The following is an 18,061-nucleotide window of genomic DNA, read 5'->3' as shown; positions in this document are numbered from 1 at the left end:
CTAGTCAGGAATCGTGGATTTGCTCAGTTTTGTTACATCAATTTCTTAAGGAAGTTTCTGAGGTATATGCACTTGATGAATGAAGCCGCAGGTAAGTATTTCATGACCTGATGGTCATGATTCGCCAAGCGCTCTGGATCGCTTCTTCCACTGCACAACTGCGCCTCGGGAAACCGCCGTGGCCCGGATGTATTCCTTTTGTGACAAGCGGCTGCGGGCAGGCGGGGGAGCCTGCAGCACTGTTTCGATGATTCCATATTGCCATTGCCTTTTCCCGCGCCAGCCCGCACCATGCGGCGCCGGCCCCCGTGGGGCGCCGGATGGTCCGCTGGCAGGAAGTGACGATGTTGTCGAACGGGCGAATGGGGGGCCCGCGGCGGAGGTTGCCGTGGCTGGCCACCGTGGTCGTGACCGCTACCTTTGCATGGTTCCCCGGGTGGCTGGAGGCGGACTGGGATTTCACCCTGATCGCCCGCCGCGCCGAGGCGCTGTATGGCCCGCTGGGGGCAGGGCGCGCACGCATCGAGGCCTGGCAGCGGGTGCTGGCCGATGAGGCGGGCGCCGACGAGCAGGAGCAGCTGCGGGCGGTCAACGACTTCTTCAATCGCCAGCTGCGTTTCACCGACGACCTCGGCCTGTGGCACCAGGTGGACTACTGGGCCACGCCGGTGGAGGCCCTGCTCAAGGGGGCCGGCGATTGCGAGGACTTCGCCATCGCCAAGTACGTCAGCCTGCGCCACCTCGGGGTGCCGGCGCAGAAGCTGCGCATCACCTACGTCAAGGCGCTGCGCCTGAACCAGGCGCACATGGTGCTGACCTACTACCCGCGGCCCGAAGCGGTGCCGCTGGTGCTGGACAACCTGATCGGCAGCATCCTGCCGGCCTCGCAGCGCGACGACCTGCAGCCGGTGTACGCCTTCAACGGCGAAGGGCTGTGGCTGGCCGATGGCGGTGGAGGCAAGCAGGTGGGCGACAGCAAGCGGCTGTCGCGCTGGCAGGACCTGTTGCGGAAAATGGAGGCCGAGGGGTTCCCCTCGCGCGAGTAGCGGAGTCGAGATGTCCCTGTTCAAACAACTCCTGATCGCCATCTGCCTGTTCCTGGTGGTGGCCTTCGGCGGCAGCTTCATGGTCGGCCTGGAAAGCTCCCGCGAGCAGTACGTCAACCAGTTGCGCTCCCACGCCCAGGACGCCGCGACGGCGCTGGGGCTGTCGCTCACTCCGAACATCGACGACCCGGCGATGGTCGAGCTGATGGTCAGCTCGATCTTCGACAGCGGCTACTTCGAGCGCATCCGCGTGGTCGACCTGGCCACCGGCAAGGTGCTGGTGGAGCGCCAGGGCGTGCCGGACGCGGTGGCCTCGGGCGCGCCGCAGTGGTTCGTCTCGCTGATCGGCCTGCCGTCCGCCGGCGGCGACGCCGTGGTCAGCCGCGGCTGGACCCAGGCGGCGCGGGTGGAGGTGGTGAGCCACCCGATGTTCGCCATCGCCAGGCTCTGGCAGAGCGCCCTGGGCAGCCTCGGCTGGCTGCTGCTGTGCGGGGTGGTCAGCGCGCTGCTCGGCGCCTGGCTGCTGCGCCGCCAGCTGCGCCCGCTGGACTACATGGTGGCGCAGTCCCACGCCATCGCCCGCCGCGAATTCCTCAGCCTGCCGGAGCTGCCGCGCACCCCGGAACTGCGCCGCGTGGTGCAGGCGATGAACCAGATGGTGGAGAAGCTCAAGGCGCTGTTCCAGGAACAGGCCGAACGCAGCGAGCGGCTGCGCGACGAGGCCTACCAGGACAGCCTGACCGGCCTGGGCAACCGGCGCTTCTTCGACCTGCAGCTGCAGGCGCGGCTGAGCGCCGAGGACCAGGTCAGCAGCGGCTACCTGCTGTTGCTGCGGGTGCTCGACCTCGCCGGCCTCAACCTGCGCCTGGGCGCCCAGCACACCGACGCATTGCTCAAGGCCGTCGCCGAGCAGCTGCAGCGCGCCAGCCAGGGCCTGGGCGCCGGGCGCACCCTGGCGCGCACCCGCGGCGGCGAGTTCGCCCTGCTGGCCCCCGGGCTGCTGGAGGAAGAAGCCGAGCAACTGGCCACGCGCCTGGAGGGCATGCTCGCCAGCCTGGCCAGCACCGGCGCCAGCGACCAGCCGCGGGTGGCGGCCTTCGGCCTGGTGCCGTTCCACCCCGGCGAGGCGCCGGCCAGCCTGATGCTGCGCGCCGACCAGGCCCTGGCCCAGGCCGAACGCCAGCAGCACAGTGCCTGGGCACGGCTGGACAGCGAAGCGGCGCCGGTGGCCGACGCGCGCCACAGCTGGCACCAACTGCTGGAGCGGGCGCTGCGCGAGAAGCGCTTCGAGCTGTACTTCCAGCCGGTGGTGGCCTGCGAGGACACCGAGCTGGTGCTGCACCACAAGGTGCTCTCGCGCCTGCCGGACGGGCAGGGCGGCAGCCTCGCGGCGGGCCGCTTCCTGCCCTGGCTGGAGCGCTTCGGCTGGTCGGCGCAGCTGGACCTGCTGATGCTCGACCTGACCCTGGCGCACCTGGCCGGCCACGACCAGGTGCTGGCGCTGAACCTCTCGGGCGCGCTGCTGCGCGACGAACGCGCCCTGGCCCGCGCCTTAGAACGCCTGCGCCAGCACCCGCAGTACGGCGGCCGCCTGGTGCTGGAGCTGGAAGAAGACCAGTTGCCCGACCAGGCGGCGCTGGAGGCACTCACCCGCCGCCTGCGCGAGCTGGGCTACGGCCTGGCGCTGCAGCACTTCGGCGGGCGCTTCAGCATGATCGGCAACCTGGCGCGCCTGGGCCTGGCCTACCTGAAGATCGACGGCAGCCACATCCGCGCCATCGACGTGGAGAACGACAAGCGCCTGTTCATCGAGGCCATGCAGCACGCGGCGCACAGCATCGACCTGCCGCTGATCGCCGAACGCGTCGAGACCGAAGCGGAATTCCGCGTGCTGCGCGGGATGGGCATCGAGGGGGCGCAGGGGCAATTGTTCGGCGCGCCGCGGCCGTGGGGGCGGGGTTAGCGACGGCTGTTCCGTCCCCCCCGTTGGAGCGGACTCTGTCCGCGATTCGCGCGCAGGGCGCGCTCCTACACCCGCGCTTCCTGGAGCCGTAGGAGCAACTGTCTTGTGCCGAGGCGCTCTTCGTAGGATGGGTTGAGCTTGCGAAACCCATGCGGTTGCGCTGATGGGTATCGCTTCGCTCAGCGCCATCCTACGAAAAGCCGTGCTTCCTGGAACCTACGCAGAAATATCCGCACGCATCGGAACGTTTCTTCAGAAGACCGAGCGAAACCCGCTCAGGAGACCAGGCGACATGAAGGTCACTGGGTCATTCCCCTTCGGGCCGGCGCAAGCGCTGTTCGCGATGTCAGATCAACCCCCCATCCTCCTCCTCGTCGATCAACCGATGCAGGCCTCCCAGCGCCTCACGCGCCTGGGTGCGGCTGAGCAGCTTGGAGCGCGCCGCCTCGGGCAGGTCGGTAATACGGATCACGCCCTTGGCCATCAGCACCGAGATCAGGTCCTCCAGCACCCGGATCATCTCCAGGTCGCTGCGTTGCAACTGGCGCAGGCTGTATTCGGCCTCGCGCCAGGCGTGCACTTCCTCGTCGTCGTCGGCGAGGCTGCCGCTCATGCCGGCGAAGGCGGCGCTTTCGACGCGTATCAGCCGGCCTTCGGCGTCACGCTGGATGTAAGGCATCGCCTCGTCTCCATCAGGTGTTCGGGATACCTGGCGGCGCCCCGTGGGGCGCCGCCAGGCGGGCTCAGTGGTGCTCGGTCTTCACCAGCGGGTCGGCGCCGGCCACCAGCGACTTGACGATGTCCGCCGAGGTCGCGCCGTAGGTCTTGAGGTCGACGCCGGTGAGCTTGATGGTCACGTCGGGCGAGCTGTTCACCTGGCCGGTGGTGCTGATCTGCAGGGTCGAGGTCGCGGTGTCCACCTTCAGGTAGCTGAGGATGTCGTTGTGCGCGGCATCCGGCAGCAGGTCCACCAGGTCGATGCGGTCGCCGTCGGTGGGCTTGAAGTCGGTGATGGTGTCCTTGCCGGTGTCGCCTGCGCGCCAGATGAAGGTGTCGGCGCCGTCGCCGCCGGTCAGGGTGTCGTCGCCCTTGCCGCCGACCAGCAGGTCGTTGCCTTTGCCTCCGTCGAGGGTGTCGTTGCCCAGGCCGCCATACAGGGTGTCGTTGCCGGTACCGCCATTGAGGATGCTGTTGCCCGCGCCACCGTAGAGGATGTCGTGGCCGTCGCCGCCATTGAGGGTGTCGGTGGTGCTATTGCTGCTGTTGGTGCCGTAGCCGTGCAGCAGGTCGTTGCCGCTGCTGTTGGTCGAGGCCACCGTGACGCTCAGCGTTTGCGTAGCGCTGGCCGTGCTGCCGTCGGACTCGGTGGCGATGGCGGTGACGCCCAGGGTCAGGGTGCCGTTGTAGCCGCTGGCCGGCAGCAGTTGCAGGTCGTGCAGCTGCGCCTGGGTGAAGCTCCAGCTGCCGTCGGCGTTGTGGGTGCCGCTGGTGAAGGTGGCGTCGTTGGGCATGCCGGTGATCTTCACCGAGAGGCTTTCCGAGCCGTCGGTATCGCTCAGGGCCGCGTTGATGCCGACGTTGATCGGCGCACCGTAGGTCTTGCCGCCCAGGGTGAAGGTGGGGGCGTCGAGGTTCAGGCTGGAGTCCTTGTTGGCGTCGCCGCCGTTGAGCACCAGCCAGTCGAAGTGATAGTTGCCACTGCTGGTGGCGGTGTAGCTCTGTACGCCACTACCGTTGCCCTTGGCACTGGGATTGCCACTATTGTTGACGTTGGCGCCTAACTGCTCCGATGAACTCACCTGGATCAGTTGACGGGCACCGGTGGGGTCGGTGACCACCAGAGCGACCACATCATTGAAACCTCTGCTGATTTCATCGGTGTCGTTTTCGCCGTTGATGAATTTCCAAGAGAAGTTGACTGTGGTGCCGGCCTTGAGCGTGTAATCCGAGCTGGTCAGCGAGCCGTCGATGACGTCGACGTTAGCGTTATGGGTGAGGGCGCCGCTCGGCGGGTTGATTCCGTCCAGGGCACCCGACTTCAGGCCGGTCTCGGTTTCCAGGTTGGCCTGGGTGATGGCCTGGTTGGTGGTGATGCTGGTGGCGCCGGGGTTGAGCGCGAAGATGCTGCCGCTATTGAGCAGCGGCACGTCGGCCACCGGCGTGACGCTGAGCGCCACCGTGGAGCTGGCGGTGCCGCCGTGGCCATCGCTGATGGTGTAGGTGATGCTGTCGCTGCCGCTGAAGTTGGCCTTGGGCGTGTAGGTCAGGGTGCCGTCGGTGTTGATCGTCACGCTGCCGTTGCTGGCGGAGGCGCTGGTGATGCTCAGGCTGTCGCCATCGACGTCGCTGTCGTTGGCCAGCACGTTGAGGGTGACGGGCTTGTCTTCCTGGGTCGAGGCGCTGTCGGGCTTGGCCACCGGCGCATCGTTCACCGCATTGATGCCGACGGTCACGCTGGCGGTGGAGGTGCCGCCGTGGCCGTCGCTGACGGTGTAGGTGAAGCTGCCGGTGCCGTTGACGTCCTTGGCCGGGGTGAAGACGACGTTGCCGTTCTCCAGTTTCACCGTGCCGTTGACCGCGCCCTGCACGCTGAGGATGGACAGGCTGTCGCCGTCGACGTCGCTGTCGTTGCCCAGCAGGGTATTGGCGGCGATGGTCAGGGCGGTGTCTTCGTTGGTCACCAGTTCGGCCAGGGGGTGGCTGAGGCTGCTGCCGCCGAGCACGCTGTGGCTGCCGCCGGCGGGGGCCAGCTCGACCTTCAGCTGGGCGTTGCCGCCCTGGTCCCAGTAGAGGATCTCGATCTGGTGGTTGCCGCCCTGGGCGACGGTGAAGACCGGCGACACCAATGTATTGGCGCTCTGGTTGGCATCGACCTTGGCTACTTCCACACCGTCGATGCGGATGCTGTAGCCGTCGTCCGCCGTCACCTTGAACGTGTAGTTGCCAGCGGCGAGGTTGACCAGCCCGGTGAGCTGGACGATGGCGTCGCTGGTGTTGGCCGGGTCGGTGCTCAGCGAGGCGGCGTCGCTGCCGAGGAACTTCTGCAACTGCTTGTCGCCGCCCAGGTTATTGCTTACGCCATTACCGTAGTCCAGTGCGGTAGCGGTGAAAGTCGCGCTGGGGGTGTTCTTGGCGATGAACGCGCTGACCATGCTCAGGCTGGTCAGGTTGTTGCCATCAGTGTTTTCCCGATAGCCCCAGTAGTTGCCCTGCAGGCCGCCGACCAGGTAGTGGTCGTTGACCGCCACGGGGTCGTCGTTGACCGGGGTGACGTTGACGGTGAGCTTGTTCGGCGTGCTGTCGAAGGCGCCGTTGCTGTCCTTCACCGAGAAGGTGAAGCTGGCGTAGTTGTTGCCATTGGCGTTGGCCGCCGGGGTGAAGGCCAGCTTGCCCAGGTCGGCCGCGGCGATCACCTGGCCCTGGGTGACGGCGACGCCGTTGAAGGTCAGGCTGCCGGCGCCCGGCAGGCTGTCGATGCGCACCGCGCCGAGGGCGTCGTTGTGGTCGACGTCGTTGAAGCCGAAGTCGAGGGCGCTGAAGCTGCGGCTGCTGTCTTCATTCAGCGTGATGGCGCCGTCGCTGCCGGTGGGCGCGTCGTTGGCGCCGGTCACGGTGATGGTCACGGTGGCCGGGGCACTGGTGGCGCCGGCGCTGTCCTTGGCGGTGTAGGTGAAGCTGACCTGGCGGCTTTCGCCCGGGGCCAGGCTGTCGAAGTCGCTGCCCGGGTTGAATACGTAGCTGCCGTTGGCGTTGAAGGTCAGGTTACCGTTGCCGGTGCCCGGGCCGCTGACCAGGGCGTAGCCATTGGGGTTGACCGGGCTGTCGATGTCGCTGGCAGCCGGCACCTGCTCGCTGAGCACGCTGTTCTCGCCAGTGGTCTTGCTGTCGCTGGCGGCCACGGGGGCATCGTTGACCGGGGTGACGGTGACCGTCACCAGTTGCTCGGCCAGGCCACCCTGGCCGTCGCTGACTGTGACGGTGAAGCTGTCGGTGCCGTTATAGTTGGCCAGCGGGGTGTAGCTGTAGCTGCCGTCGCCGTTGACCACCACGCTGCCATGGGCCGGAGCGCTGCCGTTCTTCAGAGCGTAGGTCAGGGCGTCGCCGTCGACGTCGCTGGCCGCGAGCTGGCCGTGGAGCACGTCGTCTTCCGCGATGCTCTGGCTGGCCGGGCTGGTGAATACCGGCACGTCGTTGTCCGGGGTGACGGTGATCGACACCAGTTGCTCGGCCTCGCCGCCATGACCGTCGCTGACGGTGACGACGAAGCTGTCCGGGCCGTTGTAGTCGGCCGCCGGGGTGTAGCTGTAGCTGCCGTCGCCGTTGACCACCACGCTGCCATGGGCTGGGTTGCCGCCGTTCTTCAGGGCGTAGGTCAGGTTGTCGCCGTCGATGTCGCTGGCGCCGAGCTGGCCGTGCAGCACGCTGTCTTCCACGGTGCTCTGGCTGGCGGCGCTGGTGAATACCGGGGCGTCGTTGAGCGGATGGATCTGCACCGTCAGCGTCTGGCTGCTGGTGGCCTGGTCGCCGTTGGCCGTTTCGCTGGCGGTGGCACTGACCTGCAACTGGAAGCTGCCGTTGAAGTCCTGCGGCGGGGTGATGGTGAGTTTGCCCAGGTCCCAGCCGGTGACGTCGACGCTGGTCTTGCCGGCCCCGGCGGTGAAGCTGAGGGTGCCGTCGCTGAGGACCGCGCCGAGCGGGATCGAACCGATGCTGACCTTGAGGGTTTCCGAGCCGTCGGTATCGACCAGCGCGGCGTTGACCTTCGACAGCGGAATGCTGCTGTCCTCGCGGCCTTCGTTCAGCCCGTAGACCTGGTAGTAGCCCTGGCCGTTGCTGCCGGCCAGGTCCGCCAGGCGCTCGCCGGCGGCGGTGAGTTCGCTGCCGTCGTGGTAGAGCAGGGCGCTGCCAGTGCCGAGGGTCTGCGCCGGGCTGCCGTTGTCGGAAAGCGTCAGGCTGTAGTTGCCCGGGCCGCTCTGGTTGTGTTGGTAGAGCGCCAGGGTGTAGTAGCCGCTCTCGCTGGGGGTGAAGGTGCCGCTGAACTTGCCGCTGGAGCCGCTCCAGGTGGCTTCGGCGACCTTGGTGCCGCCGACCACCAGGCGGATGCTGTCGTCGCCGACGCCGGCGAAGGTATAGGTGTGGCCGGCCTCGAGGAAGATCAGGCCGCTGACCTTGGTGGCGGTGCCTGCACTGACGCTGCCGTTGCTCACGCTGTTGGTGGAGGACGTGCTGGCCGGCGCGCCGGCGGCGTCGATGACGCTCTGCAGGGTGTCCGGGTTGATGCCGTTGCCGTTGCTGCCCAGGGCCAGGCCGGTCCAGCTCTGCACGGTGAGGCCGGTGGACGCCGGATGACCGCTGGAGGCGTCGAGGCTGAGCAGCGGTGCGTCGGCCACCGGGGTGATGCCGACGGTCACGCTGGCGCTGCTGGTGCCGCCATCGCCGTCGCTGATCGTATAGACGATGGTGTCGCTGCCGCCGTAGTTGGCGTCCGGGGTGTAGGTCAGGGTGCCGTCCTGGTTGATGGTCACGCTGCCATGGCTGGCACTGGCGCCGGTGACGCTCAGGCTGCTGCTGTCGATGTCGGTGTCGTTGGCCAGCACGTCGATGGTGACGCTGTGGTCTTCATCGATCGTGGCGCTGTCATCGTGTGCGATGGGGGCATCGTTCACTGCCGTGACCGTGATGCTGACGACGGATTCGACGGTGCCGCCCTGGCCATCGCCGACCACCACGGTGAAGCTGTCGTTGCCGTTGTAGTCGTGGTCCGGGGTGTAGGTGTATTTGCCGTTGCTGGAGTCGAGTACCAGGGTGCCGTGCTGTGGCTCGCTACCCGGTTTCAGGGTGTAGGTGAGGGTGTCCTTGTCGACGTCGCTGGCGACGACCTGGCCGGAGACGGCGGTGTCCTCGGCAGTGGTGTTGCTGTTGTCGGCGGTCACCGGCTCATCGTTCACCGCCGTGACCGTGATGCTGACGACGGACTCGACGGTGCCGCCCTGGCCATCGCTGACCACCACGGTGAAGCTGTCGTTGCCGTTGTAGTCGTGGTCCGGGGTGTAGGTGTATTTGCCGTTGCTGGAGTCGAGTACCAGGGTGCCGTTCACCGGTCCGCTACCCGGCTTCAGGGTGTAGGTGAGGGCATCGCCATCGACGTCGCTGGCGACGACCTGGCCGGAAACCGGCGTGTCTTCCAGGGTGGACTTGTTGGCGTTCTCGGCCACCGGCAGGTCGTTCGCCGAGTTCACGGTGATGTCCAGGGTCGAGCTGGCGCCGGTGTTGGTGGTGTAGGTGATCTGCGGCACGGCGCCGTGGTAGTTGGCGTCCGGGGTGAAGCTGTAGTGGCCGTTCGCATCGATCACTATGCTGCCGACGCCGACGATGGTGGTGCCGGTGCCGGCGGCGATGTTGCCGCTGAAGCCGGCGACGCTGTAGCTGCTTACGCTCAGCGTGTTGTCCACGTCGCTGTCGTTGTCCAGCACGTTGCCGGTCGCGCTGCCGTCGTCCTCGTCCATGCTCGCGACGTTCGGGAGCAGCACCGAGGGATCGTCCACCGGGGTGACGTCCAGGGTGAAGGTGTGCGAAGCGCTGTCGAAGGCGCCGGCGCTGTCCTGCACGCTGAAGCCGAAGCTGGCGTAGGGAGCGCCATTGTCGTTGGCGTCGGGGGTGAATGTCAGCTTGCCGAGGTCGGCGGCGGCGATCACCTGGCCCGGGGTGACGGCGACGCCGTCGAAGGTCAGGCTGCCGGCGCCCGGCAGGCTGTCGATGCGCACGGCCTGCAGGTGCTGGCCGGCATCGGTGTCGTTGAAGGCGAAGTCGGCGGCGCTGAAGCTGTGGCTGCTGTCCTCGTCCAGGCTGGCGCTGCCATCGGCGCCCTGCGGCGGGGTGTTGCCGCCCACCTGCACGGTCAGGCTGCTGCTGTCGCTGGCGCCGTGGCTGTCGCTGATCTCGTAGTGGATCACCACGCTGCCGCTGACGTTCTCGGCGGGCACGAAGTTCAGGGTGCCGTCGGGGTTGATGCTGACGCTGCCCTGGCTGGGGTCGGCGAGCACGGCCTTGGTGACGCTGAGCGCATCGCCGTCGACGTCGCTGTCGTTGCCGAGCACGTCGATGCTCGGCAGCGCCACGTTGATCGGCGTCAGCGCCTGGTCGGCGTTGGCCACCGGCGCATCGTTGGTGCCGGTGATGGTCAGGGTCAGGGTGCTGCTGCCGGTGGCGCCGTGTTCATCGGTCACCGTGAAGCCGATCTGCAGCACTTTCACCTGGTTCGCGGCCAGGCTGTCGTAAGCCGCGTCCTTGGCATCGAAGACCCAGCTGCCGTCGCTGTGCAGGGTGAAGCCGGCCGGCGCGGCGCCGTCGACGGAGTAGCTCAGCTGGGCGCCATGGTCGACGTCGCTGGCCTGCAGCTGGCCGGTGATCTCGCTGACCGGCTTGAGCTGGTCGACCAGGGCCTGGTTGTTCGCGCCGTTGCTGGTGAGGGTCCAACCCGTGCCGTCTTGTACCGCCTGGCCGACCGAGCCGACGACGCTGGCTTGCGGCGGCAGGTTGCTCAGCACCAGGGTGGAGTCGACGGAGCTGTCGCCGCTGTCCGCCACGCCGATCACCAGGGTGTAGGTGCCCGGCTGGTCGAAGGTGTGGCTGAAGGTCTGCGGGCCCGAGGTGCCGTAGTTGCCCACCGCGGCGACGCTGCTCAGCAGGGTGACGACCTGGCCGTTGACCTGCACGAAGGCGAAGTCGTTGTAGGGTGCGTAGTCCTGGGTGGTGAAGGTCCAGTTGAAGCTGATGGCTTCGCCCGGCTGGGTGGTGGTGATGGTCAGCGTCAGCGCCGAACCATCGGTGGCGCCGGCGACGACGCCCGGCTGCAGGCTGCCGCCCTCCACGGCGCTGGCGCTGGCGGCCTGGGCCACCGGTGCATCGTTGCTGCCGACGATGTTGACGGTGACGCTGGACTGGGTGCCGTCCGCGCTCTGGACATTGAAGGTGTCGGTCAGGGTTTCGTTCAGCTTGAGCTCGTTGTAGGCCGAGTCGGCGGTGTAGCTCCAGGTGCCGTCGGCAGCCAGGCTGAAGTGGCCGTACTGGCCGGCGACGTTGGTCTGCTCGACGAAGGTGGCCGGGCTGTCGACGTCGGTGACGGTCAGTTGGCCGCCGGTGCTGATAGGGGCGTTGGTCTCGTTGATGCTGACCTGGGCGCCGGTGATGACGGCGGCGTCGTTGGTGCCGTCGATAGTCACGCTGACGCTGGAGGTGGTGCCGTCGGCGCTGGTGACGGTGAAGGTGTCGGTCAGGGTTTCGTTCAGCTTGAGCTCGTTGTAGGCCGAGTCGGCGGTGTAGCTCCAGGTGCCGTCGGCAGCCAGGCTGAAGTGGCCGTACTGGCCGGCGACGTTGGTCTGCTCGACGAAGGTGGCCGGGCTGTCGACGTCGGTGACGGTCAGTTGGCCGCCGGTGCTGATAGGGGCGTTGGTCTCGTTGATGCTGACCTGGGCGCCGGTGATGACGGCGGCGTCGTTGGTGCCGTCGATAGTCACGCTGACGCTGGAGGTGGTGCCGTCGGCGCTGGTGACGGTGAAGGTGTCGGTCAGCGATTGGCCGACGCTCAGCTGGTTGTAGGCCGAATCGGCGGTGTAGCTCCAGGTGCCGTCGGCAGCCAGGCTGAAGTGGCCGTATTGGCCGGCGACGTTGGTCTGCTCGACGAAGGTGGCTGGGCTGTCGACGTCGGTGATGGTCAGTTGGCCGCCGGTGGTGATCGGGGCGTTGGTCTCGTTGATGCTGACCTGGGCGCCGGTGATGACGGCGGCGTCGTTGGTGCCGGTAACCGTGATGGTGATGGTTTGCGGATCGCTCAGCGCGCCGCTGTCATCCTTGGCCTGGTAGGTGAAGGTGACGTCGCGGCTGACACCGGCCGGCAGGCTGTCGAAGTCGTGGCCCGGATCGAAGGTATAGCTGCCATCTCCGTGGAAGGTGAGCGTGCCATTGCCGGTACCGACATCGGTAGTCAGCTGGTAGCTGGCAATGGTGCCATCGACATCGCTGGCTGCCGGGACCTGGCCGTCGAGGATGGTGTTCTCTTCGGTCGTCGCACTGCCGGCCTGAGCGACCGGTGCGTCGTTGGTGCCGGTAACGGTAATGGTGATGGTTTGCGGGGCGCTCAGCGCGCCGCTGTCATCCTTGGCCTGGTAGGTGAAGGTGACGTCGCGGCTGACACCGGCCGGCAGGCCGTCGAAATCCTGGCCCGGATCGAAGGTGTAGCTGCCATTGGGGTTGAAGGTCAGCGTGCCGTTGCCGGTGCCGACATCGGTTGTCAGTTGGTAGCCGGCGATGGTGCCGTCGACATCGCTCGCGGCCGGGACCTGGCCGTTGAGTACGGTGTTTTCTCCGGTAGTCGCGCTACCGGCTTGAGCTACCGGTGCGTCGTTGGTGCCGGTAATGGTCAGCGTCAGGGTGCTGGAGCTGGTGGCGCCCTGATCGTCGGTGACGATCACCGGGATGCTGATGACCTGGGTTTCGTCATTGGCCAGGTGCTGGTAGGCCAGGTCCTTGCCATCGAAGGTCCAGCGGCCATCGGATTGCAGGGTGAAACCTGCGGGCGCATTGCCGTCGATGCTGAAGGTCAGGACCGCGCCGTCATCGGCGTCGGTGGCCGTCAGTTGGCCGGTGCTCACCTGGTCTTCGTCGGCTGCGGCGCTGGCAGCTTGGGCGACAGGGGCATCGTTGGTGCCGGTGACGGTGATGGTCAGGGTGCTGCCACTGGTAGCGCCCTGGTCATCGGTGACGACCACCGGAATGCTGATGACCTGGGTTTGTCCCTCAGCCAGGTGCTGGTAGGCGGGATTGCTGGCGTCGAAGGTCCATTTGCCGTCCTGATCCAGGGTGAAGCCGGCGGGAAGCGGGCTGTCCGAGCCGAACTGCAGTTGGGCGCCCTGGTCGGCATCGGTGGCCTGCAACTGGCCATCGATCTGGCTGTCCTCGTTGACCGCCGCAGTGGCCGCCTGAGCTACCGGCGCGTCATTGGTGCCGGTGACGGTAATGGTGATGGCCTGCGGGGCGCTCAGCGCGCCGCTGTCGTCCTTGGCCTGGTAGGTGAAGGTGACGTCGCGGCTGACACCGGCCGGCAGGCTGTCGAAGTCGTGGCCTGGATCGAAGGTATAGCCGCCATTGGAGTTGAAGGTCAGCGTGCCGTTGCCGGTGCCGACATCGGTGGCCAGCTGGTAGCCGGTAATGGTGCCGTCGACATCGCTGGCGGCCGGGACTTGGCCATTGAGGATGGTGTTCTCTTCGGTCGTAGCGCTGCCAGCCTGGGCGACCGGTGCGTCGTTGGTGCCGGTAATGGTCAGCGTCAGGGAGCTGGAGTTGGTGGCGCCATGCTCGTCGGTGACGATCACCGGAATGCTGATGACCTGCGTCTGGCCTTCGGCTAAGTGTTGGTACGCCGAGTCCTTGCCATCGAAGGTCCAGCTGCCGTCGGTTTTCAGAGTGAATCCGGCGGGTGCATTGCCGTCGATGCTGAAGGTCAGAACGGCCCCGTCGTCGGCGTCAGTAGCTACCAGTTGCCCGGTGCTTACTTGGTCTTCGTCGACCGCAGCGTTGGCAGCCTGAGCAACAGGAGTGTCGTTGGTACCAGTCACGGTGATGGTCAGGGTGCTGCTACTGGTAGCACCTTGGTCATCGGTGACGACTACCGGAACGCTGATGACCTGGGTTTCACCATCGGCCAGGTGCTGGTAGGCCGGGTCCTTGCCGTCGAAAGTCCAGCTGCCATCGGTTTTCAGGGTAAGGCCGGCGGGCGTATTACCGTTGATGCTGAAGGTCAGGACGGCTCCATCGTCGGCGTCGGTAGCTACCAGTTGCCCGGTGCTCACCTGGTCTTCGTCGACCTCTGCGCTGGCTGCTTGGGCGACAGGGGCATCGTTGGTGCCAGTGACGGTAATGGTCAGAGTGCTGCCACTGGTAGCCCCCTGGTCATCGGTAACAACCACCGGAATGCTGATGACCTGGGTTTGTCCCGCAGCCAAGTGCTGGTAGGCGGCATCGCTGGCGTCGAAGGTCCACTTGCCGTCCTGATCCAGGGTGAAGCCGGCGGGGAGGGGGCTGTCCGAGCCGAATTGCAACTGGGCGCCCTGGTCGGCATCGGTGGCCTGCAACTGGCCGTTGATCTGGCTGTCCTCGTTGACTGCGGCAGTGGCGGCTTGGGCCACCGGCGCGTCGTTGGTGCCCGTGACCGTAATGGTGATGGTCTGCGGGGCGCTCAGTGCGCCGCTGTCATCCTGGGCCTGGTAGGTGAAGGTGATGTCGCGGCTGACACCAGCCGGCAGACTGTCGAAGTCCTGACCCGGATCGAAGCTATAGCTGCCATTGGGATTGAAGGTCAGCGTGCCGTTGCCGGTGCCGACACCATTGGCCAACTGGTAACCGGCAATGGTGCCGTCGACATCGCTGGCCGCCGGGACCTGGCCGTTGAGGATGGTGTTCTCTTCGGTCGTAGCGCTGCCCGCCTGAGCTACCGGTGCGTCGTTGGTGCCGGTCACGGTGATGGTGATGGTCTGCGGATCACTCAACGCACCGCTGTCATCCTTGGCCTGGTAGGTGAAGGTGACGTCACGGCTGACACCAGCCGGCAGGCTGTCGAAATCCTGGCCCGGATCGAAGGTATAGCTGCCATCGGGGTTGAAGGTCAGCGTGCCATTGCCAGTGCCGACATCGCTGGCCAACTGGTAACCGGCGATGGTGCCGTCGACATCGGTGGCGGCCGGGACCTGGCCATTCAGCACATCGTTCTCGGCGGTAGTCGCGCTGCCCGCCTGGGCTACCGGCGCATCATTGGTGCCGGTCACCGTGATGCTCAGGGTGCTGGAGCTGGTGGCGCCATGCTCGTCGGTAACGATCACCGGAATGCTGATGACCTGCGTCTCACCATCGGCTAAGTATTGGTACGCCGAGTCCTTGCCATCGAAGGTCCAGCTGCCGTCGGTTTTCAGGGTGAAGCCGGCCGGTGCGTTGCCGTCAATGCTGAAGGTCAGGACAGCACCGTCGTCGGCGTCGGTGGCCGTCAGTTGGCCGGTGCTCACCTGATCTTCGTCGGCCGCTGCGCTGGATGCCTGCGCTATCGGCGCATCATTGGTGCCGGTGACGGTGATGGTCAGGGTGTTGCCGGCGACTGCGCCCTGGTCGTCGGTAACCAGGTAAGGAATGCTGATGACCTGCGTCTGACCGGCAGCCAAGTGCTGATAGGCAGCATCGCTGGCGTCGAAGCTCCACTTGCCATCCTGGTCCAGGGTGAAGCCTGCGGGCAGAGGATTGTCGGAACCGAACTGCAGCTGCGCTCCTTGGTCGGCATCGCTGGCCTGCAGCTGGCCACTGATCTGGCTGTCTTCATTGATCGCGGCACTGGCGGCCTGGGCTACCGGAACGTCATTGCTACCCGTGACGGTAATGGTGATGGTCTGCGGATCGCTCAGGGCGCCGCTGTCATCCTTGGCCTGGTAGGTGAAGGTGACATCGCGACTGACACCAGCCGGCAGACTGTCGAAGTCCTGGCCCGGATCGAAGCGATAGCTGCCATCGGGGTTGAAGGTGAGTGTGCCGTTACCAGCGCCGACATCGTTGGTCAGCTGGTAGCCGACGATGCTTCCGTCGACATCGCTGGCCGCCGGCACCTGGCCATTCAGGACGCCGTTCTCGCCAGTAGTTGCGCTGTCCGCCTGGGCCACCGGTGCGTCGTTGGTACCAGTGATGGTCAGAGTCAGAGTGCTGGTGGTATTGGCTCCCTGGTCGTCAGTGACGATTACCGGAATGCTGATGACCTGGGTTTCGCCATTGGCCAGATGCTGGTACGCCGGGTCCTTGCCATCGAACGTCCAGCTGCCGTCGGCTTTCAGGGTGAAGCCGGCCGGTGCGTTGCCGTCGACGCCGAAGGTCAGGACCGCACCGTCATCGGCATCTGTTGCCGTCAGTTGGCCGGTGCTCACCTGGTCTTCGTCGGCTGCTGCGCTGGCGGCTTGGGCCACCGGTACGTCATTGGTGCCGGTAACCGTGATGGTCAGGGTGTTGCCGGCGACTGCACCCTGGTCGTCGGTGACCAGGTAGGGAATGCTGATAACCTGCGTCTGACCGGCAGCCAGGTGCTGGTAGGCGGCATCGCTGGCATCGAAGCTCCACTTGCCATCCTGACCCAGGGTGAAGCCGGCGGGGAGGGGGCTGTCGGAGCCGAATTGCAGCTGGGCGCCCTGGTCGGCGTCGCTGGCCTGCAGTTGGCCGTTGATCTGACTGTCTTCGTTGACGGCGGCACTGGCAGCTTGGGCGACCGGCGCATCGTTGCTGCCGGTGACGGTGATGGTGATGGTCTGCGGAGCGCTCAGTGCGCCACTGTCATCCTTGGCCTGATAGGTGAAGGTGACATCGCGGCTGACGCCAGCCGGCAGACTGTCGAAATCCTGGCCCGGATCGAAGCTATAGCTACCGTCGCTGTTGAAGGTCAGCGTGCCGTTACCTGTGCCAACCCCACTGGCCAACTGGTAACCGGCAATGCTGCCGTCGACATCGCTAGCAGCCGGAACCTGGCCATTCAGCACATCGTTCTCGGCGGTAGTCGCGCTGCCCGCCTGGGCGACCGGCGCGTCATTGGTGCCGGTGACGGTAATGGTCAGGGTGCTGGAGCTGCTGGCGCCCTGGTCGTCGGTCACCACCACCGGGACGACGATCACCTGGGTCTGGCCTTCGCCCAGGTGCTGATAGGCCGGGTCCTTGCCGTCGAAGCTCCAGTTGCCGTCGGGCTGCAGGGTGAAGCCGGCGGGGGCCTTGCCGTCGACGCTGAAGGTCAGGCTGCTGCCGGTGTCGGGGTCGCTGGCGGCGATCTGGCCGGTGAGTTGCCCGTCCTCGGTGACCTGGGCCTGGGCGCTGGTGGCTTGCGGCGTGTCGTTGGCGCCCTGGATGTCGATGTCGATCACCCGGGTGTCGCTGGCCCCGGACGGGTCGCGGACGGTGACGGTGAAGCTGTCCTGCGGGTGCTGGCCGGCCGGCAGGGCGTTCACCGCGGCGGCGTCGACCACGTAGACGTAGCTGCCGTCAGGACTGACCGTGAGCTGGCCGAAGGCGCCCTTGGCGCTGCCGCTCCAGGTCAACTGGTCGCCGTCGACGTCGCTGGCCTGCAGCTGGCCCTTGATGTCGGCGAAGCTGTCGTTGGCCGCTGTGTCGACCAGGGTGGCGCCGTAGCTGCCGCTGGCCACCGGGGCGTCGTTGACTGCGCTCACGCCGATGTCGACGGTCAGGCTGCTGGACGCGCCGCGGTTGTCGGTGACCGTCACCACGAAGCTGTCGGCGCCGTTGTAGTCGGGGTTGGGCAGGTACTGCCAGGTGCCGTCGGCATTGACGATCAGGCTGCCGTTGGCCGGGCCCCGGGCGAGGGAGTAGGTGAGGCTGTCGCCGTTCGGGTCGCGGGCCTGGAAGGCGCCTTGCAGCAGGGTGTCCTCGGCGGTGCTCAGCTGCAGGCCGGCGAGGGCGTTGCCCTGGTCGTCGACGAAGCTGGGCGCGAGGTTCGGCGCCTGCTCCTGCTGGCGCTCGCCGTCGCCCTGGCCGGCAGCGCCCGGGCCGCTGGTGGTGTAGCCGATGCTCGGGTCGACGTGGCCGCCGGTTTCCTCCAGCAGCACGAAGCTGTGGCCGCCGCCGGCCGGGCCGCTGCCAGCGGCGCTGGCGCCCGGGCCGGCCGCGGTGGGGGCGAGGGTCTGGGTCGGGTCGGCGCCGGCGGCGATGGCTTTCTGCAGCTCCTCGGTGCTGGCCGTGACGGCGGGCTGGGCCGGCGCATGGGGTGCCAGTTCGCTGGCGCTCAGCTGGCTGTCGCGGCCCAGGTCGAGCACGCGGCCGTCGGGCAATTGCAGGGCCACCGCGCCGGCGTCGCCGGTCTGCACCAGGTCGCCCAGGAACAGGCGGTCGCCCTCGACCAGCACCCGCCGCTGCCCCTCGGCGGATACCGCCAGCACTTGCCCGATGACGCTTTTCACCACTGCGACGACGCTGCTCATTGCACTTCTCCCCTGAGGCGGATGCTGGCGTGCCGGCCGGGTCGCGGCCG

The 18,061-nt window shown here is 66.9% G+C and carries 4 protein-coding genes; 2 read left to right on the top strand and 2 right to left on the bottom strand.

Annotated elements, in window-relative coordinates:
- Positions 1-344: 344 nt before the first annotated feature.
- On the top strand, positions 345-1,046 hold the full coding sequence (gene lapG, locus IG194_RS30840) for a cysteine protease LapG (protein WP_009622279.1): 702 nt from the start codon (positions 345-347) through the stop codon (positions 1,044-1,046).
- A gap of 10 nt (positions 1,047-1,056) precedes the next feature.
- A complete protein-coding gene (gene lapD, locus IG194_RS30835) occupies positions 1,057-3,009 on the top strand; it encodes a cyclic di-GMP receptor LapD (protein WP_058489865.1) in 1,953 nt (650 codons plus the stop codon).
- Between the two features lie 346 nt (positions 3,010-3,355).
- Here lapD and IG194_RS30830 read toward each other — a convergent pair whose 3' ends face one another.
- On the bottom strand, positions 3,356-3,688 hold the full coding sequence (locus tag IG194_RS30830; RefSeq protein ID WP_009622277.1) for a hypothetical protein: 333 nt from the start codon (positions 3,686-3,688) through the stop codon (positions 3,356-3,358).
- A gap of 64 nt (positions 3,689-3,752) precedes the next feature.
- A complete protein-coding gene (locus tag IG194_RS30825; RefSeq protein WP_192353627.1) occupies positions 3,753-18,011 on the bottom strand; it encodes a retention module-containing protein in 14,259 nt (4,752 codons plus the stop codon).
- Positions 18,012-18,061 lie beyond the last annotated feature (50 nt).

This window comes from Pseudomonas sp. ADPe, from assembly GCF_014843515.1.
In the GTDB taxonomy this organism is placed as follows: domain Bacteria; phylum Pseudomonadota; class Gammaproteobacteria; order Pseudomonadales; family Pseudomonadaceae; genus Pseudomonas; species Pseudomonas citronellolis.
The sequence above is the reverse complement of the archived record's forward strand: the minus strand, read 5'-3'. Positions and strand labels throughout refer to the sequence as shown.